Origin of the sequence: Achromobacter sp. 2789STDY5608615, from assembly GCF_001298995.1 — a bacterium.
Taxonomy (GTDB): domain Bacteria; phylum Pseudomonadota; class Gammaproteobacteria; order Burkholderiales; family Burkholderiaceae_B; genus Achromobacter; species Achromobacter insuavis.
Genome location: NZ_CYTY01000036.1, coordinates 1 through 18,521 on the forward strand (window position 1 = coordinate 1; position 18,521 = coordinate 18,521).

General features: G+C 68.3%; 15 protein-coding genes and 2 pseudogenes. 7 read left to right on the forward strand and 10 right to left on the reverse strand.

Going from position 1 to position 18,521, the window contains the following annotated elements; translation table 11 throughout:
• Nucleotides 1-19: 19 nt before the first annotated feature.
• From AOZ49_RS24600 to pmbA, 7 genes and pseudogenes are all read right to left on the reverse strand, one after another.
• Complete coding sequence (locus tag AOZ49_RS24600) at nucleotides 20-730, reverse strand: ABC transporter ATP-binding protein (RefSeq protein ID WP_006392789.1); 711 nt, start codon at nucleotides 728-730, stop codon at nucleotides 20-22.
• Complete coding sequence (locus AOZ49_RS24605; RefSeq protein WP_054478321.1) at nucleotides 727-1,515, reverse strand: ABC transporter ATP-binding protein; 789 nt, start codon at nucleotides 1,513-1,515, stop codon at nucleotides 727-729. Before AOZ49_RS24605 ends, AOZ49_RS24600 begins: the two co-directional genes overlap by 4 nt.
• Nucleotides 1,508-2,374 carry a branched-chain amino acid ABC transporter permease gene (locus AOZ49_RS24610; protein ID WP_006392787.1) on the reverse strand — a complete coding sequence of 289 codons (867 nt, stop codon included), beginning with the start codon at nucleotides 2,372-2,374 and terminating at the stop codon, nucleotides 1,508-1,510. The genes AOZ49_RS24605 and AOZ49_RS24610 overlap by 8 nt, the downstream gene beginning before the upstream one ends.
• Nucleotides 2,375-2,376: 2 nt before the next feature.
• On the reverse strand, nucleotides 2,377-3,258 hold the full coding sequence (locus AOZ49_RS24615) for a branched-chain amino acid ABC transporter permease (protein WP_006388637.1): 882 nt from the start codon (nucleotides 3,256-3,258) through the stop codon (nucleotides 2,377-2,379).
• 249 nt (nucleotides 3,259-3,507) lie between these two features.
• Complete coding sequence (locus AOZ49_RS24620) at nucleotides 3,508-4,662, reverse strand: ABC transporter substrate-binding protein (protein ID WP_054432817.1); 1,155 nt, start codon at nucleotides 4,660-4,662, stop codon at nucleotides 3,508-3,510.
• Between the two features lie 257 nt (nucleotides 4,663-4,919).
• A pseudogene (locus tag AOZ49_RS24625) lies at nucleotides 4,920-6,162 on the reverse strand (TRAP transporter substrate-binding protein).
• A gap of 230 nt (nucleotides 6,163-6,392) precedes the next feature.
• Nucleotides 6,393-7,754, reverse strand: coding sequence for a metalloprotease PmbA (gene pmbA / locus AOZ49_RS24630; RefSeq protein ID WP_054478322.1), 1,362 nt, complete (start codon nucleotides 7,752-7,754; stop codon nucleotides 6,393-6,395).
• A 58-nt stretch (nucleotides 7,755-7,812) separates the two neighbouring features.
• Here pmbA and yjgA point away from each other — a divergent pair, with 58 nt between their 5' ends.
• The 6 genes from yjgA (at nucleotide 7,813) to AOZ49_RS24660 (ending at nucleotide 12,737) form a co-directional block, all read left to right on the forward strand.
• The gene (gene yjgA, locus AOZ49_RS24635; protein ID WP_054478324.1) at nucleotides 7,813-8,361 is read left to right on the forward strand and encodes a ribosome biogenesis factor YjgA; all 549 of its coding nucleotides are present in this window, start codon (nucleotides 7,813-7,815) and stop codon (nucleotides 8,359-8,361) included.
• A gap of 15 nt (nucleotides 8,362-8,376) precedes the next feature.
• The gene (locus AOZ49_RS24640) at nucleotides 8,377-9,054 is read left to right on the forward strand and encodes an alpha/beta hydrolase (protein WP_054478326.1); all 678 of its coding nucleotides are present in this window, start codon (nucleotides 8,377-8,379) and stop codon (nucleotides 9,052-9,054) included.
• A gap of 312 nt (nucleotides 9,055-9,366) precedes the next feature.
• Nucleotides 9,367-10,383: an ABC transporter substrate-binding protein gene (locus AOZ49_RS24645; RefSeq protein ID WP_054478327.1), complete on the forward strand. Its 1,017-nt coding sequence runs from the start codon at nucleotides 9,367-9,369 to the stop codon at nucleotides 10,381-10,383.
• Complete coding sequence (locus AOZ49_RS24650) at nucleotides 10,383-11,195, forward strand: ABC transporter ATP-binding protein (RefSeq protein WP_054432823.1); 813 nt, start codon at nucleotides 10,383-10,385, stop codon at nucleotides 11,193-11,195. Before AOZ49_RS24645 ends, AOZ49_RS24650 begins: the two co-directional genes overlap by 1 nt.
• Before the next feature lie 3 nt (nucleotides 11,196-11,198).
• On the forward strand, nucleotides 11,199-12,035 hold the full coding sequence (locus AOZ49_RS24655) for an ABC transporter permease (RefSeq protein ID WP_054478330.1): 837 nt from the start codon (nucleotides 11,199-11,201) through the stop codon (nucleotides 12,033-12,035).
• 9 nt (nucleotides 12,036-12,044) lie between these two features.
• On the forward strand, nucleotides 12,045-12,737 hold the full coding sequence (locus tag AOZ49_RS24660; RefSeq protein ID WP_054478332.1) for a cysteine hydrolase family protein: 693 nt from the start codon (nucleotides 12,045-12,047) through the stop codon (nucleotides 12,735-12,737).
• Between the two features lie 85 nt (nucleotides 12,738-12,822).
• Here AOZ49_RS24660 and AOZ49_RS24665 read toward each other — a convergent pair whose 3' ends face one another.
• Nucleotides 12,823-15,264 (reverse strand): bifunctional acetate--CoA ligase family protein/GNAT family N-acetyltransferase, encoded by a 2,442-nt coding sequence (locus AOZ49_RS24665; protein WP_054432826.1) that lies wholly within the window; start codon nucleotides 15,262-15,264, stop codon nucleotides 12,823-12,825.
• 120 nt (nucleotides 15,265-15,384) lie between these two features.
• On the opposite strand from AOZ49_RS24665, the gene gltX reads away from it, so the two are divergent.
• On the forward strand, nucleotides 15,385-16,791 hold the full coding sequence (gene gltX / locus AOZ49_RS24670; protein WP_054478336.1) for a glutamate--tRNA ligase: 1,407 nt from the start codon (nucleotides 15,385-15,387) through the stop codon (nucleotides 16,789-16,791).
• 94 nt (nucleotides 16,792-16,885) lie between these two features.
• Here gltX and AOZ49_RS24675 read toward each other — a convergent pair whose 3' ends face one another.
• Nucleotides 16,886-18,079, reverse strand: a complete 1,194-nt coding sequence (locus tag AOZ49_RS24675; RefSeq protein ID WP_054432828.1) for an MFS transporter — start codon at nucleotides 18,077-18,079, stop codon at nucleotides 16,886-16,888.
• 127 nt (nucleotides 18,080-18,206) lie between these two features.
• A pseudogene (locus AOZ49_RS24680) lies at nucleotides 18,207-18,521 on the reverse strand (hypothetical protein); the annotation flags it as partial.

Below are 18,521 nucleotides of genomic sequence, written 5' to 3' on the forward strand. Positions count from 1 at the left end.
CCGTGCCGGGCGGCGCGGATCAGGCGCCCAGGTAGGCTTCCAGCACCCGCGGATGGCCGAGCAGGCCGCGGCCGGTGCCCGACAGCGCCATGGCGCCGTTCTCCAGCACGTAGCCGTGCTGGGCGATCTTGAGCGCCTGGCGCACGTTCTGCTCCACCAGGAACAGGGTCAGGCCGTCGGCATTGATCGCCCGCAGCGAGCGGAAGATCTCCTGCACCACGATCGGCGCCAGGCCCATCGACGGCTCGTCCAGCAGCAGCAGGCGCGGCTTGGCCATCAGGGCGCGGCCGATCGCCAGCATCTGCTGTTCGCCGCCGGAGAGGTTGCCGGCGATGCCGGTGATCCGCTCTTTCAGGCGCGGGAACAGGTTGAAGACGTATTCCAGGTCCGAATCGACGTTCTTCAGGCCGCGGCGGTAGGCGCCCAGCTCGAGGTTTTCGAGCACGGTCATGGTGGTGAGGATGGCCCGGCCTTCCGGCACCTGGACGATGCCGCGCGCCACCAGCTGGTGCGGCGCCAGGTTGGTGACGTCCTCGCCTTCGAACAGGATCTTGCCGCGCGCCTTGGGCAGCAGGCCCGACAGCGCCAGCAGCGTGGTCGACTTGCCGGCGCCGTTGGCGCCGACCAGGGCGGTGATTTCCTTGGCTTCCAGGTCCAGGTCGATGCCGCGGACGGCTTCGATGTGGCCGTAGTTGACCTCGAGTCCGCGGACTTCCAGCATTGCGCTCATTGTGCGGCCTCCGCGTTTTCGATGTCGTCGTCGTCCTCGCGGCCCAGGTAGGCCTCGATGACCCGCTCGTTGTTGCGGATCTCTTCAGGCCCGCCGCAAGCGATGATCTTGCCGAAGTTCAGCACCGCGATGCGTTCGCACAGCCCCATCACGAAGCGCATGTCGTGCTCGATCATGAGGATGGTGTAGCCGCGGTCGCGGATCGCCAGGATCTCGCGCATCAACTCGGCGCGTTCGCCGGTGTTCATGCCGGCGACCGGCTCGTCCAGCAGCAGCAGCTTGGGCTCGGTGGCCAGCGCGCGCGCCAGCTCCAGGCGGCGCTGTTCGCCGTACGACAGGTTGTCGGCCAGGTCGTTGGCCTTGTGGTCCAGGCGCATCCACGTCAGCAGCTCGTGGGCGCGCTCGCGGGCGCGCTGCTCGTGCTCGCGGTAGCCCGGCAGGCCCAGCAACAGGCTGGGGAAGCCATAGTTCATGTGGCGGTAGGCGCCCACCACCACGTTCTCCAGCAGCGTCATCTCCTTGAAGAGGCGGATGTTCTGGAAGGTGCGGGCGATGCCCATGCGGGTGATGGCGTGCGGCTTCCTGCGCAGCAGGCTTTCGCCCTGGAAGGCGATGCCGCCGCCGCTGGGCGGCAGCAGGCCGGTGATCAGGTTGAACACCGTGGTCTTGCCGGCGCCGTTGGGGCCGATCAGGCCGAAGATCGCGCCTTCGGGCACCGACAGGCTGACGTCATGCAGCACGTGCAGGCCGCCGAAGCTCTTGGAAACGGAGGTCAGCTCAAGCATGGCGCTTGCCTCCTTGACGCATCCAGCGCTTGAAGCGCGCCGGATCCCAGATGCCTTGCGGCAGGAACAGCACAATCACCACCAGGATCACTCCGTTGATGACCAGGCGGAAATCCGCGAAGCCGCGCAGCATCTCGGGCAGCACGGTGATGATGAAACTGCCCAGCACGGGGCCGGCCAGGCCGCCGATACCGCCCAGGATGGCCATCGTCAGGATTTCAACGCCGCGGTCGAAGCCGTATTCGTTGGGGCCGATGAAGAAGGTCAGGTGCGCGTTGAGGGCGCCAGCCAGGCCGGCGATCATCGCGCCCGCCACGAAGGCCAGCATCTTGTTGGCGCGCACGTCGATGCCCATCAGGCCGGCCGCGGTCTCGTCGCCACGGATGGCCTCGAAGGCCCGTCCGATCTTCGAGGCGCGCACGCGCCACAGCACGAACAGCACGATGACGACCGCCAGGATGACGTGCCACCATTGCGTCAGCTGCGGAATGCCGTTCAGGCCCAGCGCGCCGCCGGTGATCGACTCGGTGTTCAGCACCGTCACCCGCACCACTTCGCCAAAGCCCAGCGTGGCCATGGCGAGGTAGACCCCTGACAGCCGCAAGGTCGGCAACCCGATCAGCGCCGCCACCAGGGCGGGCGCCGCCATGCCGCCGGCCAGCGCGACCGGGAACGAGACGTCGTAGTTCATGGTGAGCAACGCCGCCGCGTAGGCGCCGATGCCCATGAAGGCCGCATTGGCCATGGCCAGCATGCCGCAGGCAAGCGTCAGCCAGATGGAGAGGGCCAGCAGGGCGTTGGTGCCGAGCGTCAGCACCAGGTTGCCATAGATGGCCCAGAAGTTTTCGAATCCGCTCATACTCACGCCTTGCGTTGAACCACTTTGCCGAACAGACCTTGCGGGCGCACCAGCAGGATCAGGAACAGCAGGCCGAATGCCACCGCGTCGCGCATGGTGGAGCCGATATAGGCCACCGACAGCACTTCAGCGAAGCCCAGGAACAGCCCGCCCAGCATGGCGCCGCGAATGTCGCCCATGCCCCCGAGAATGATGACCGCGATGCCCTTGTGCAGCATCGGCTGGCCCATCAGCGGGAACAGCGCATTCGAGTACAGGCCGATCAGCACGCCCGCGACCCCGCCCAGGGCGGCGGCGGCGAACGAGGTGGTGATGAAGAGCTTTTCGACGTTGATGCCCAGCAGCCAGGCGGCCTTGGGCGATTCGGCAATGGCGCGCAGGGCGCGGCCGAACTGCGTGCGACGCATCACGAACATCAGCAGGGCCATCAGCGCGAACGACAGGAAGATGATGCCCAGTTCGATCACGGTCAGGTGCAGGCCGGCGATCTCGATGACTTCCTCGGGCACGGTGCCGTGCGGGAAGCGCAGGTTGCTGGCGCCGAAGATGCCTTGCGCGCCATTGTTCAGGATGATGCCCACGCCGATCGTGGCGATCATGGGGATCAGGTGGGGTGCATTGCGTTTGCGCAGCGGCTTGAGCACCAGGTAGTCGATGATGACCCCGGTGAAGCCGGCAACGAAAAATGCCACCATCAGCGCCGCCCACAGGGGCAGGCCGAAATGCTGCACCACGGAGAGCGCCGCGTAGGCCCCCACCATGAAGACGGCGCCATGCGCGAGGTTGATCACCCCGAGCACGCCGAATACCAGCGTGAAGCCCAGCGCGAACAGTGCGTACACACAGCCCAGCGACAAGGCGTTAACGAATTGTTGTTCCAACATGATGGGACATATTCCAAATCAAAAAAGAGCCCCCACGCTGCGCCCCCTGCGTGGACTTGCCGCTCGCCAGGCTCGGCTTCGGGACTCGGGGCAGGCCTGTGTAAGGCCTTCCACGCCGCGCATTGCGTGGACCTGCCGCCCTGAGAGAGCCGTTCTATTCCTGGGGAGTCCTACGATAAAAAGCGCCTTGCGGACCGCGGCCAGCCGCCGTCCGCAAGGCGCATCCCCCCGCGCGGGGATGCGGACTGCTTACTTTTCGATGACGTACTTGCCGTCCTTGGTCACGCTGACGATCGGCGCCTGGTCGGCGTCGTAGCCGGCGGGCTTGCCGGCGCGGTCGGTGGCCTGGCGGAACTTGAAGGCGCCGGTGGCGCCGGTCCACTGGACGGCGGGCAGCGCGTCACGCAGGGCGGCGCGATCCTTGGCCAGTTCGCCGGAGATCTTGGTGTTCTTCAGGGCCTGGGCGACGATGTACATGGCGTCGTACGACTGCGCGGCGAACTGGTCGGGCGCGCCGTTGAACTTGGCCTTGTAGGCGTCGATGAACTTGACGTTCTCGGGGGCCTTGTTCTCGATCGACCACGGGCTGCCGATCCACAGGTTGTTCGACGCGCCGCCGGGGGCCAGGTCGAAGATCTTGACCGAGTTCATGCCGTTGCCGCCGATGACGGGCACGTTGATGCCCAGTTGGCGGGCCTGCACCATGATCGGGGCGCCTTCGGCCAGCAGCGCCGACAGCACGATGGCGTCGGGGTTGGTGCCCTTGATCTTGGTCAGCTGGGCCTTGAAGTCGACGTCGCCCTTGGCGAACGTTTCGGTCGTGGTGACCGGGATCTTCTGGTCTTCCAGGGCCTTCTTGAAGTTGTCGTAGCCGCTCTTGGTGAAGACGTCGTCGTTGCCGTACAGCACGGCCACGTTCTTCAGGCCGGTCTTGGCCTTGACGGTGGAGATGGTGGCCGGCAGCACGTCGGCTTCGGTGACCGAGTTGCGGAACACGTAGTTGCCGATCGAGGTGATGCCGTCGGCGGTGTTGGAGGTGCCGAAGGCGACCGTCTTGGCGGCCTGGGCGACCGGGTCGGCGGCCTGGGCCGAGTTCGACAGCGTCGGGCCGAAGACCATCAGGACGTTGTCCTTGAAGATCAGCTTCTTGAAGACGTTGATGGCTTCTTCTTTCTTGCCCTGCTCGTCCTCGACCACCAGCACGATCTTGTTGCCATTGATCCCGCCCGCGGCGTTGATCTCGTCGGCCGCCAGCTGGAAACCGTTGCGGATCGACACGCCGTACTGGGCGGCGCCGCCCGACAGGGCCTCGGCCACGCCCAGCTTGATGTCGGCCGCATGGGCAGCCGGGACGATACCGGCGGCGATCAGCGCGGCCAGCAGCTTCTTGGTCTTGGATTGCATGGTTGATACCACCTTAAAGTCTGTCTCGGAATGTTGGTTATCCAGGCCGGGATGTTCCCGCCGGATTGACGTCCAATGGCGCCTGAAGGCGTCACGTTTGCGCGTCAAGACCCGGGATATTACTCCTTTGTATCAGGCCGAAACTCGAATGCCGTTCAACAAAAGGAGCAAAACCGCCCATTTTTTTGTAAAAAACACGGGGTTATCAGCGAAAACCCCACCTCCAACCGAATGCCATTCGGCATCCGGACCTGCCATCAACTGCGCGCCGACAGCGCCACGCCCAGGTACTGGTCGTAGGCGCCGCTGGTCAGGCGGAACCAGGGCATCGCGCTGTCGCGAAAGCCCATGTAGTTGTCGTGGATCGCCTTGAACTTCGGGTCTTTCTCGCTCAAGTCCTTGTAGACCTGCAGGGACGCCTCGAACGCGGCGTCCATGACCGAGCGCGGCAAGGCGCGCACCTGCACGCCGGCCGCGACCAGCTGGGCCAGCGCGGCGGGATTGCGGGCGGCGTAGGCCGCCGTGGTGCGGGTGTGCGCGGCCAGGGCGGCGGCCTCGAGCACGGCCTGGTAGTGCTTGGGCAGCTTGGCCCAGGCCTCTTCATTGATATAGAGCGACAGCTGTTCGCTGGCGGCCCACCAGCTGGGACCGTAGTAGAACCTGGCGGTCTTGTTCAGGCCCAGCTTGCCGTCGTCGTAGGCGCCGGCGCCGGCCACGGCGTCCGGGCCCGTCTTGGCGGCGGCCTCGGCGGGCTTGGCACCATCGGCGGGCTTGGTCCCTTCGGCGGGCTTGGCCCCTTCGGCAGGTTTGGCCCCTTCGGCGGGCTTGGCCTCCTCGGCAGGTTTGACCCCCTCCGCAGGTTTGGCGGCTTCGGCGCCCTTCCCGTCGCCGGCCTGCGCGGCCGCTCCGGCCTGCTGCGGCGCCACGCCCAACTGCGCCAGCACCTGCGCCGCCAGGCCGTCAACGCGCATCTTCAGGTCTTTCAGGTCGGTGGCGCGCTTGATCTCGCGGTTGGACCACAGGCCCATCTGCGGACCGGTGTTGCCCAGCGGGAAGTTGATGATCTTCTGCGCCTTGAACAGTTCGCGCGTCAGGCGCAGGCCGTCGCCTTCGAGCATCCAGGCATTCATCTGACCCGCGTCGAGCCCGAACGGCACCGCCGAATCGAAGCAGAAGGCGGGGTTTTTGGCGAAGTAGATGCCTGATGAGACGTGGGCGCACTCGACCTTGGCGGCGCCGACCGCGTCCATCAGTTCCGCCGCGGGCGCGATCTCGCCGTCGGCCAGCTGGCGGATGCTGAACTTGCCGCCGGTGGCGTCGGAGACGAATTTGCGGAAGATCTCGCCGGCGCCGAAGCGCAGGTCCAGCGCGGCCGGGAAGCCGGACGCGAGGCGCCAGCTGATCGAGGGGGAATCCTGCGCCAGGGCGGGAGCGCTGATCGCCGCCCCCCGTCGCCACGGCGCCCAGGCCGGCCTGCTTCAAGAATGAACGTCGTTGCATCTCTTTGCTCCTCTACAGCGATACCAGTTTGAGCAATACCCGCCGGATATTACACGTTGCAATCGGCCCTGGCGGCTAGAGGAATTCCCGAGCGATAAAGGATTGCAAAGACAGGCGCGGACCGGTTGCCGCGAGATCCGGCGCGAACGCCGTGGCCGCGCCAATGAAAACGCCCGCCGCCGGCACCCGAAGGTGCCGCGCAGGCGGGCGCAGGGGCGAGAAAACGGGACTCAGGTGCCCGCGATCGCCATCTGCTCGATCAGGATCGAGCCGGTGGTCTTGGTGCCGCGCGAGATGGTGTCGGCGCCCACCGCGACGATCTGGCGGAACATGTCCGACAGGTTGCCGGCGATGGTGATCTCCTGCACCGCGTGCTGGATCTGGCCGTTCTCGACCCAGTAGCCGAACGCGCCGCGCGAGTAGTCGCCGGTGACGTAGTTCACGCCCTGGCCGATCAGCTCGGTGACCAGGAAGCCCGTGCCCATCTTCTTGAGCATGGCCTCGAAGTCGTCGCCGCGGCGCGTCAGGGTGGAACTGAAGACCAGGTTGTGCGAGCCGCCGGCGTTGCCGGTGGTCTGCATGCCAAGCTTGCGCGCGGTGTAGGAGGACAGGAAATAGCCTTCCAGCACGCCCGCCGACACCACGCTGCGCTTGCGGGTGCGCACGCCTTCGTCATCGAACGGCGAGCTGCCCATGGCGCCGCGGATGTGCGGATCCTCGGTCAGGTTGATGTGGTCGGGGAAGATCGGCTTGCCCAGCGCGTCGAGCAGGAAACTGGCCTTGCGGTACAGCGCGCCGCCGTTGGCCGCCTGCGTCAGGGCGCCGACCAGGCCGAGCGCCAGCGGGGCCTCGAACAGGACCGGGAACTTGCCGGTGCGGATGCGGCGCGCCGACAGGCGCGACAGCGTGCGCTCGGCGGCGTAGCGGCCGACCGCCTCGGGCGTGGCCAGCTTGGCCGGATCGCGCTCGGAGGTGTACCAGTAGTCGCGCTGCATGCCGTTGCCGCGCCCGGCGATGGGCGCCACCGACAGGCTGTGGCGCGAATACGGGTAGCCGCCCAGGAAGCCACGGGTGTTGCCCATGACGAACTGGCCTTCGTAGGTGCCGACCGTGGCGCCATCGGTGTTGGTGATGCGCGCATCGACCTCGCGCGCGGCGCGTTCGGCGCGCAGCGCCAGCTCGGCGGCTTCCTCGGTGGATACCGTCCAGGCGCGATGCAGGTCGAGGTCGGGGAATTCGGTGGCCAGCTGGTCGGCGTCGGGCAGGCCGGCGGCCGGATCGGCGGCGGTGTGGCGGGCGATGTGCCAGGCGGCTTCGACCGTCTGGCGCAGCGCGGCTTCGGAGAAGTCGGAGGTCGAGGCGGAACCGCGGCTCTGGCCGGCGTAGACCGTCAGGTCGAGCGAGCGGTCACGGGTCTGTTCGACGGTCTCGATGTCGTTCTTGCGCACCGATACCGACAGGCCCAGGCTTTCGGAGACTTCGGCCGCGGCGTCCGAGGCGCCGATCTGGCGCGCGTAGGCCAGCGTTTGCTCGACGAGTTCGGAAAAACGCGCGTGATTGGCCGCCAGCGGCAAGGAGGAGGATTTGACCATTGCTGTCCAATTTGCAGAGACGGTTATCATAGCCAAGTCTGTCATTGCGCAGTTTTCCATGAATTCCCATATCGAAGAAGAATCCACCGACGGCTACGACGAGAACGGCTACGATCGTCCCAGCAAGTCCCAGGTCAAGCGCGACATGCACGCGCTGCTGGACCTGGGCAAGCAGCTGATCGAACTGCCCCCCGAACGCCTCAAGCAGTTGCCCCTGGCCGAACGCCTCTACGAGGCGATCCGCGAGGCGCAACGCACCACCAGCCGCGAAGGCCGGCGCCGCCAGACCCACTTCGTGGGCAAGCTGATGCGCGACGCGCCCGCCGACGAGATCCGCGCCCAGCTCGACGTCTGGGAAAACGGCTCGCGCGAGGAAACCGCGGCCATGCACCGCCTGGAAACCCTGCGCGACCGCCTGCTCGACGACGACGAAGCCCTGACCAAGCTGCTGAACGACAATCCGCAGGCGGATGTGCAGCAGCTGCGCGCGGTGATCCGCGCCGCCCGCAAGGAAAAGCTGGCCAACGCCGCGTTGCTGCAGGGCCAGGAACCGCAGAAAAAGCACTACCGCGCGCTGTTCCAGACCCTCAAGACCCTCACCCACTGATCGCGCCCGCCGTCCATGAACGCCCCGACCGACCTGCTCGATTGCATCGAGATCGAAACCGCCCCCAACCCCACGCACGCCGTGATCTGGCTGCACGGCCTGGGCGCCGACGGCAACGACTTCGCGCCCATCGTGCCGGAGCTGGACCTGCAGGCCGGCCTGGGCGTGCGCTTCGTCTTCCCCAATGCCCCGGTGCAGCGCGTCACCATCAACAATGGCATGGCGATGCGCTCCTGGTACGACATCCTGGTGATGGACCTGGTGCGGGTGGAAGACGCCAAGGGCATTCGCGCCTCGGAAGCCGCGATCCACAAGCTGATCGCGCGCGAGAACGCGCACGGCATCCCGACCTCGAACATCGTGCTGGCGGGCTTCTCGCAAGGCTGCGCCATGACCCTGCACACGGGCCTGCGCCTGCGGGACAAGCTGGCCGGCATGATGGGCCTGTCGGGCTACCTGCCGCTGCTGGCCAGCGCCGAGGCCGAGCGCGCGCCGGCCAACCAGCGCACCCCGATCTTCCTGGCCCACGGCCTGTATGACCCGGTGGTGTCGCTGCCGCGCGCCGAGGCCTCGCGAGCCGAGCTGGAACGCCTGGGCTACGACGTGCGCTGGCACACCTACCCCATGCCGCACTCGGTCTGCGCCGAGGAAGTGGCCGACATCTCGCGCTTTCTGAACCAGGTCCTGGCCTGACGCGGGCGGCGCGCGCCGCCGCCCTCCCCCCGGGCCCGGATTCTCCGGGCCATTCCAACGGGGGACTCCCCTGCTTTGTATACCAAGTGGTATTCCAGCTCCGGATTTTCCGGCGCTGCCTGATGCTCGCCCCTAGAGAAAACGCCAATATCAAAACGCTTGTGGGCCGCGATTGTTGAATATAGTATTCAATCACGCCGTATCGGCCCGGGCGAGAAAGTGTTCGGGCTTCCCTGTTGTTGCAGTCGATCCATCCCATTGGCCGTGTCGCGCCGGGTTTCGGCGAGGCATTCAGACGCAGGAGAAAGTCCCGTGAAGCCCTTGCCATCGCCCCGCCGGGCAGCCGTGGCGCTGCTTGCCGCGTGCGCCGCCGCGCTCGCCCCCTTCGCCAGCCAAGGCGAAGCCCTGAATCCCCCCGTGAAAGTGCGCTACGAAGAGGTGGTCCGCTCCATCCTCTACGTGCCCAAGTATGTCGCCCTGTCGCAGGGCTACTTCAAGGACGCCGGGCTGGACGTGTCCATGAAGACCTCGCAGGGCACCGACAAGGGCATGACCGCCCTGCTGTCCGGCAGCGCCGACATCGTCCTGATCGGGCCCGAGGCCTCGATCTACGCGCAGAACAGCGAATCGCCAGTCAAGCCGAAGATCTTCGCCGGACTGACCGCCACCGACGGCTTCTTCCTGCTGGCGCGCAAGCCGGTCGAGAAATTCGACTGGAGCATGCTCAAGGGCAAGGAGGTGATCGGCTTCCGGCCCGGGTCGAACCCCATCGTGTTCCTGGAGACCGCGCTGCGCAAGCACGGCCTGGACCCGCAGAAGGACGTCAAGCTGCTCAACAACATCGGCATCCCCGCGCGCGCCGGCGCCTGGATGGCCGGCCAGGGCGAGTACGGCATCTTCCTGGAACCCGAGGCCGGCGAACTGGTGCGCAACGGCAAGGGCTACATCGTGGCCTCGGTCGGCCATGAGGTCGGCCAGGTGGACTACACGGTCTTCACCGCCACCGACAAGTACATCCGCGACAACCCCAAGGTGATCCAGGCCTGGACCAATGTGGTGGCGCGCGCCGAGAAATACGTCAAGGACACGCCGGCGGCCACGCTGGCGCCGCAGATCATGACCTACTTCCCCGGCATGGACGCGGCCGCGGTGACCGACGCCATCGAACGCTACAAGCAGTACCAGATCTGGAAGACCACGCCGCTGGTGACGGCCGAGGCCATGAACCAGCTGCAGGACATGCTGATCGCCAGCGCGGTGATGAAGGACGGCGCCCGCGTCAAATACGAAGACGTGGTGGTGGCCGACTTCGCCAGGAAGGTGCCGTGATGAGCGCCGTCGTCCACAACCTCAAGCCGGACCCGGCCACCTCCAAGATCGAACTGCGCGATGTCTGCCTGAGCTATTTCACGCCGGAGGGCGAGACCGAAGCGCTGTCGCAGGTGTCGTTCGCGCTGGCGCCGGGCGAATTCGTCAGCCTGATCGGCCAGAGCGGCTGTGGCAAGAGCACGCTGCTGTCGCTGATCGCCGGCCTGCACGCGCCGACCTCGGGCACGGTGATGATCGACGGTCAGGCGGTCACCGAACCCAATCCGCGCATCGGCTACATGCTGCAGCAGGACTACCTTTTCGAGTGGCGCACCATTCTCGACAACGTCATGCTGGGCGCCGAGATCCAGGGCCGGCGCGATGCGCGCAGCGAGGCCCGGGCCGTGCACCTGCTGGAAAAGTGCGGGCTGGGCGCGTTCCTGTCGCACACGCCGCGCCAGCTGTCGGGCGGCATGCGCCAGCGCGCGGCGCTGGCGCGCACGCTGGTGACCGAGCCCGACGTGATCCTGCTGGATGAGCCGTTCTCGGCGCTCGATTCGCAGACCCGGCTGGCGATCTCCGACGAGGTCGTCGACATCCTGCGGCGCGAAGGCAAGACGGTGGTGCTGGTGACCCACGATATCGGCGAGGCCATCGCCATGACCGACCGCGTCATCGTGCTGTCGCGCCGGCCCGGCCGGCTCAAGAGCCAATACCGCATCCATTATGGCGACGGCGCGCGGCCGACGCCGTTCCAGGCCCGCTCGCGGCCGGAATTCAATGCCTACTTCAAGCAGCTCTGGGACGAGCTGGACGTCCATGTGGAGGGTTGAGCCGTGAACGCACCGATTGCCAACACCGTGCCGCTGCGCGCCGTGCCCGCGCCCAGCCAGAAGTACCTGGACTACCTGCGGCGCGACCGCGCCCGCCGCCGCAACATCCGCATCGCCCAGGCGCTGCTGCTGGTGGTGTTCCTGTGCGCCTGGGAGATCCTGCCGCGCATGCACATCCTGAACCCGCTGCTGACCAGCTATCCGAGCGCGCTGTGGCCGACCTTCCTGGAGCTGTGGAGCCAGGGCAACCTGGCGCACCACATCCTCACCACGCTGTCGGCCACGCTGGTCGGCTTCACGCTCAGCATGGTGATCGGCATCATCGTCGCCGCCGCGCTGTGGTGGTCGGACTTCCTGTACAAGGTGCTCGATCCGTTCCTGGTGGTGGCCAACGCCATGCCCAAGATCGCCTTCGTGCCGATCTTCTACCTGTGGCTGGGCTCGGACTACGCGGTCTACGGCATGGCCGTGGCGATCGCGGTGTTCGTGACCATCATGGTGGTGTACGCCGGCTTTCGCGCCATCGACCTGAACAAGGTCAAGCTGGCCCGCACCTTCGGCGCCAGCCGCTGGCAGGTGCTGACCAAGGTGGTGCTGCCCGGCAGCGTGCCGACCCTGATCGCCGCGGTGAAGATGAACATCGGCCTGGCGCTGGTGGGCGTCATCGTCGGCGAATTCCAGTCGGCCGACTCGGGCCTGGGCTTTCTCATCATGAACGGCAGCCAGGTCTTCAAGCTGAACATCGTCATGACCGCCATCGCCATGCTGGCGCTGATCTCCAGCGTCATGTACCTGGTGGTGTACCGCATCGAAGCCGCCGTGGCGCGGCGCTACGGATAAGGAACCGCCATGCAGATTCCGCAATGGGTCCAGGACCGCGTCATCGCCCGCCAGGGCTGCCTGCATCCCTACGACAGCCTGCCCGGCGCCCGCACCGCGGTGGTGGTGATCGACATGCAGCAGTACTTCACGCTGCCTGGCTATCAGGGCGAATGCGCCGCGGCGCGCGACATCATCGCGCCGGTCAACCGCCTGTGCGACGCGGTGCGCGCGGCCGGCGGCACGGTGGTCTGGGTGCAGACCGCATCCGACAACGCCGACGCCTTCTGGTCGCACCACCATGGCGTGATGCTGACGCCGGAGCGCAGCGCGCGACGCCTGGAAACCCTGCGCCGCGATGCGCCGGGTTTCGCCCTGCATCCGGACCTGCGGCCGGCCGACAGCGACCTGCGCGTGACCAAGCGCTTCTACAGCGCCATGGCCACGGGCTCGTCGGAACTGGAGCCGCTGCTGCGCGGACGCGGCGTGGACACGCTGCTGATCGCCGGCACGGTCACCAACGTCTGCTGCGAATCGACGGCGCGCGACGCGATGATGCGCGATTTCCGCACCATCATGGTGGACGACGCGCTGGCCGCGGTGACGCCGGCCGAGCACGAAAACGCCCTGCATGGCTGGCTGCTGTTCTTCGGCGACGTGCTGTCGGTGGATGAGGTGTCGACGCGGCTGCGGCCGGCGCAGGCCGCGCGCAAGACGGCCTGATTTGGCCTGATATCAGGCGGGAGATGCCGCCGCCGACAGGGCGCGGTCGGCCAGGGATACGGCGCCGGCACTGGCCGGCGCCGGCTCAGTCCAGGTCCAGCCAGACCCGCCGCATGGTCGGGTCCTCCGGATCCGGATCGTTGGTGAACCCCAGGCTGGTCATCAGCGACAGCATCGGCCGGTTGGTCGACAGCACCAGGCCATCGATGTATTCCAGCCCCTGCTCGCGCGCCGCGTCGATCAGCGCCGTCATCAGCTGGCGGCCCAGGCCGCGCCGCTGCCAATCGTCGCCGATCACCAGCGCGTATTCCGCGCCGCGCCCGTCGGGGTTGCGCAGGTAGTGCGCGAAACCGACCAGCACTTCGTGCGGATGGCCGCGGTTGGCCGGGTTGGGCACCTGGGTGGCGGCCACCAGCGCCAGCTCGCGGTGGTAGTCCACCTGGGTATAGCGCGACACCATGCGCGGCGTCAGCTCGCGCATCATCGACACGAAGCGCATGTAGCGCGAACGCTCCGACAGGCCGCGGATGAAGTCCTGCAGCGGCTGGCCGTCCTCGGGGCGGATCGGCCGCAGCACCCACGGGATGCCGTCGGCGAAGCGGCGCACCTGCACCAGGCGCGCCGGGTACGGGTGGATCGCCATGTGTGGATAACCGGCGGTCTGCGGCGTCTCGCAGCCCGGCGTCTCGGCCAGCATCATGCGCAGGCCGCCGGCGCGCAGATGGGTTTCGCCGGCATAGAGCGGATCGATGTCGAGCGTCTCGATGTCCGGCAGCTCCGACACCATCTCCGAGACCAGCACCAGCGCCTGCTGCAGCGCCTCGGCGGCCAGGTGACCGACGCGCGGCGCCAGCACCCGGCGCCACAGGCGGCTGCGCTCGATCATCTGGCGCGCCAGGAAGCCGTTGAGGGGCGGCAGGTCGATGCCGCGATCGGATTGCGACAGCACCGCGTCCGGGCCGCCGGCGCCGAAGCGGATGACCGGCCCGAACTGCGGATCGCGCCGCACCCGGATCGCCATGGGGCGGGACTCCGGCTCGGCGGCCGCCACGTCCACCGGCATGTCGCGCAGCGGCACGTAGAACAGCGCCAGCAGCGCGCGGATCTCCGCGGTATTCAGTTCGCGCCGGCAATCGGCCCGCACCCGCGCCAGGATCTCGCGGGCGGCGCCCAGGTCGGGCACGTGGGTGGCCGGCTCGGGCGGCTGGGTCTGCAGCAGCAGTTGCTGGTTGTAGTGGTGCGTGGCCAGCACGCCGAAGGCGTCGGCCGCGGATTCGGGCGTGCGGAACGCCGAGGTGCCGGCGTCGTCCAGCATGCGCCGCAACGGCCGCATGCCGGCATCGCCCATGAAGCAGGTGACCACCGGTTTCTTGGCCTTGGGCGCGATCAGCGCCAGCTCGCGCGCCACCGCCGGCATGTCGGCCAGCGCGTCGGGCGCCAGCAGCACCAGCACGCCGTCCACGCCAGTGTCGTCCAGCACCACATCGAGAATGGCACGGATGCGTTCGGGCGTCAGCGGCACGTAGGTGATGACCGGATTGGTGCTGGCCGCGTCCGGCTCCAGCATCGCCGCCAGCGCGCGCTGCGTGGCCGGCGCCAGGTCGGCCCGCAGCACCGCGGCGTCCGGGCCGATCAGGTCCATGGCCAGTTGGGGAGGCCCGCTGCCGTTGGAGATCAGCGCCACGCGCCGGCCCTTGGGACGGCGCGTGTAGCCCAGCACCTTGACCGCCGAGAACAGCTGCACGAAGTAGCGCACCCGCACCGCGCCGGCGCGCCGCAGGGCGGCATCGAAGATGGCGTCGGCGCTGTCGGTGTCGGCGCGGCCGGCCTTGAGCACGATGACCGGCTTGACGCTGGCCGCGGCCCGCAGCGTGCTCATGAATTCGCGCGCCGGGCCCACGTCTTCCAGGTACAGCACGATGCTGTCGGTGCGCGGGTCGCTGGCCAGGTAGTCCAGCACCTTGGACAGGCCCACCACCGCCTCGTCGCCCAACGACACGGCGGTGGAAAAGCCGATGTGCACGTCCTCGGCCCAGTCCATGACGGCCGCCATGATGGAGCGCGACTGCGCCAGCAGCGCCACGCGGCCGGCGCGCGCCAGCACCGGGTGCTGGCTCAGGTTCAGGCCGGCATGCGGCCGCTGGGCGCCGAACGAGCGCGGCCCCAGCAGTTCGCAGCGGTTTTCCTCGGCCCAGGCGCGGCACAGCGCCAGCGTGCCGCGCGGATACGGATCGGGCAGCTCGTGCGGCAGCAGGATGACCGCGCGCGGCGCCAGCGGCGCCAGCCGGCGCAGGGTCTCGGGCAGCACGGCGGGCGAGACGCAAACCAGGGCCAGATCGGGCCGCTCGCCGGCGGCCAGGCCCTGGAGCGCGGCCGGCAGGTCGGGCGCGGCGCCGGTTTCGCAGGCCACCACCGTGGTTTTCGCCTTGAGCGCGGGCGACAGGGAGCCCGCCGCCGGCAGCGGCCGATCGGCGACGATCACCAGCGAACCGGGTTCGAACATCGGGGCAAGAGCGTGTCGCAGCATGGCGGGAACAGGCACTAATCTAAAATAGCGTTCATCGTAACAAGACAACCCCCACGTCCGCTTGATCCAGGCCGGGTCCGCCGCCGCTTCGTGGCGCCGCTGCCGCTATCATTGGTTCCTATGACTTCCAACGCCTCCTCCCCCATCCGTACCCGCTTCGCGCCTTCGCCCACGGGCTTCCTGCACCTGGGCGGCGCCCGCACCGCGCTGTTCTCCTGGGCCTTCGCTCGCCACCACAAGGGCACGTTCGTGCTGCGCATCGAAGACACGGACGTCGAACGCTCCACGCCGGAAGCGGTGCAGGCCATCCTGGACAGCATGGACTGGCTCGGCATGCAGCCGGACGAAGGCCCGTTCTACCAGATGCAGCGCATGGACCGCTACCGCGAAGTGGTGGCGCAGATGCTGACCGCCGGCACCGCCTACCACTGCTACAGCTCGCCCGAGGAAGTCGAGGCCATGCGCGAGGCCGCCCGCGCCCGCGGCGACAAGCCGCGCTACGACGGCACCTGGCGCCCCGAGGCCGGCAAGACCCTGCCGCCGGTGCCCGAAGGCCGCAAGCCCGTGGTGCGCTTCAAGAATCCCCAGGACGGCGCCACCGCCTGGAACGACATGGTCAAGGGCCCCATCAGCTTCGACAACACCGAGCTGGACGACCTGATCATCGCGCGCCCGGACGGCACCCCCACCTACAACTTCTGCGTGGTGGTGGACGACTGGGACATGGGCATCACCCACGTGCTGCGCGGCGACGACCACGTCAACAACACCCCGCGCCAGATCAACATCCTGCGCGCGCTGGGCGCCACCCTGCCCGAATACGGCCACGTGCCCATGATCCTCGGCCCGGACGGCGAAAAGCTGTCCAAGCGCCACGGCGCGGTCAACGTCATGGAATACGACAACGAGGGCTACCTGCCCGAGGCCATGATCAACTACCTGGCGCGCCTGGGCTGGAGCCACGGCGACGACGAACTCTTCAGCCGCGACCAGCTGGTGGAATGGTTCGACACCCGCCACCTGTCCAAGTCGGCCTCGCAGTGGGACCCGAAGAAGCTGAACTGGGTCAACGCCCACTACATCAAGCAGATGGACAACGCCGAACTGGCCGAACGCGTGGCGCCGCGCGTCGCCCATCGCGGCGGCTATCCGGAAAAGATCGACCTGCCGGGCGTGATGGGCCTGCTCAAGGACCGCGCCGAGACCCTGGAACAGCTGGCCGACGGCGCCATGCTGTTCTGCGGTGAATTCAAGCCGGCCGCGCCGGAGCTGGTCGAACAGCACCTGACCGCCGCCGCGCGCGAGGCGCTGGCCGACTTCGCCCAGCGCGCCCAGGGCGCCGACTGGACCCGCGAGGCCATCTCGGCGCTGATCAAGGCGGTGCTGGCCGACCGCGGCCTGAAGATGCCGCAACTGGCGATCCCGCTGCGCGTGGCCGTCACCGGCCAGACCCAGACGCCCGCCGTCGACGCGGTGCTGGCCCTGCTGGGCAAGGACGTCGTGATCAAGCGCCTGGCCGCCATCTGATCGGACTTCCCGTCCACGAAAAAGCCCCGCCCGGCCTGGCCGTTCGGGGCTTTTCTTTGGCCTCGCGGGCCGGCGCCGCGCGGCTGCCGTCGCCCTAGGCGGCCTTGGGCCGCGTCTTCAGTGCCCGCGAGAAGAACGCGCCCAGCAACGGCAGCAGCACGGCCGAACCGCCGAACAGCACCGCCGCGCCGGCCTCGTCCACCACCGAGCCGGCCAGCGCCACGCCCGCCGCCTGCCCCATGAACAGGCAGGACGCGAACCAGGCCACCGCCGTGCCGCGCGCCGACGGCACCATCTGGGTGGCATTGGTCTGCAGCGTCGCGTGCAGCAGGTAGTAGCCAAAGCCCGCCAGCACGCTGGCCAGCAGGCTCCACAGCCATACCGGCCCCAGCAGGTACGACAGGAAGGCCACCCCCAGCACCAGCCCGCCCGCCACCGCCAGGCCGCGTTCGCCCAGCCGCTTGAGGATGCGGCCCGCCACCACCGTGTACAGCAGCCCGCCCACCGCGTAGACCGCCACCAGCGCGCCGGCCGCGGTCAGCGAAATATCGAAGCGTTCATGCAGGTAGGACGGCGCGAACGCCAGGGCGCCGAACACCAGCAGGCCCTCGATGAACACCGTGGCCAGCACCACCCGCGCCCAGGGCGTGCCCAGCACCAGCCGCGCCTGCGCCACGAAACCCTGGCGCGGCGCGTTCGGATCGACCACGCCCAGCCCCAGCGCGCGCTGGCGCCGCACTTCCCGATGCAGCAGCGCGCCCACCACCAGATAGCCGCCCACCAGCGCCGCGAAGGCCCAGCGCCAGCCCAGCGTGTCGGCGAACAGGCCGCCGGCCAGCTGGCCGGCCGCCATGCCCAGGATGGTGCCGGTCAGGAACCGCGCCAGCGTCGCCTGGCGGCGCTCATAGGGCACGGTGTCGCCGATCCAGGCCATCGACAGCGGCACGATGCCGGCGCCAGCGGCCCCCGAGAGCGCGCGGCACAACACCAGCGCGTCCAGCGTCTCGGCCGCGAAGGCGCCGGCGCTGCCCAGCGCGCAGGCGAACGTCGCCACGCTGACGACGCGGTACTTGCCGTAGCGGTCGCCGACCGGGCCGAAGAACATCTGCAGCACGCCGTAGGCCACCGCGAACGCAGTCACCGCGCGCGCGGCCTGGCCGGTGGAGGCGCCAAACTCGGCGGCCAGCTGCGGCAGCATGGGATCACAGATACGGAAGGCGCTGGCGCTGACGAAAGCGGCCAGGGCAAGCAGCGCAATGGCGCGCGCTTCGGAAGAGAGGGCGGGCATGGAGGGCCGGCGGCGGATGGAGGACGAAGTCCGCACCTTACCGCAGCCCCGGGCGCTTGGCGACGCCGGCGGCGCGATTGCGTCCGCCCGGCGTTACGTCCGGCCAGCGGCCGGACGGCCCCGGGGATCAATACGGCAGGCGGTAGCCCTGCGGCATGCGGCGGGCGGTCACGACCTGGCCACCGCTCCTGAGCTCGCGCAGCGTCAGCTTGGCCTGTTCGACCTTCTCGACGCGGTAGCGGTTGATGTAGATCGGATCGCCGGCATCGACGAGCTCGCCGTTCGATTGCGTGGTCTGCATCGTGTAGACGCCGTCCACCACGCTCCAGCAACCCGTCTCGCGCAGCGCCGGCCGGGTCTTGCGGCCGATCTTCAGCTGCGTCTCATAGGCCATGCGGCCGTCGGGATACAGCACCGTGAGCGCCTGCAGGTCGCCGCTGAC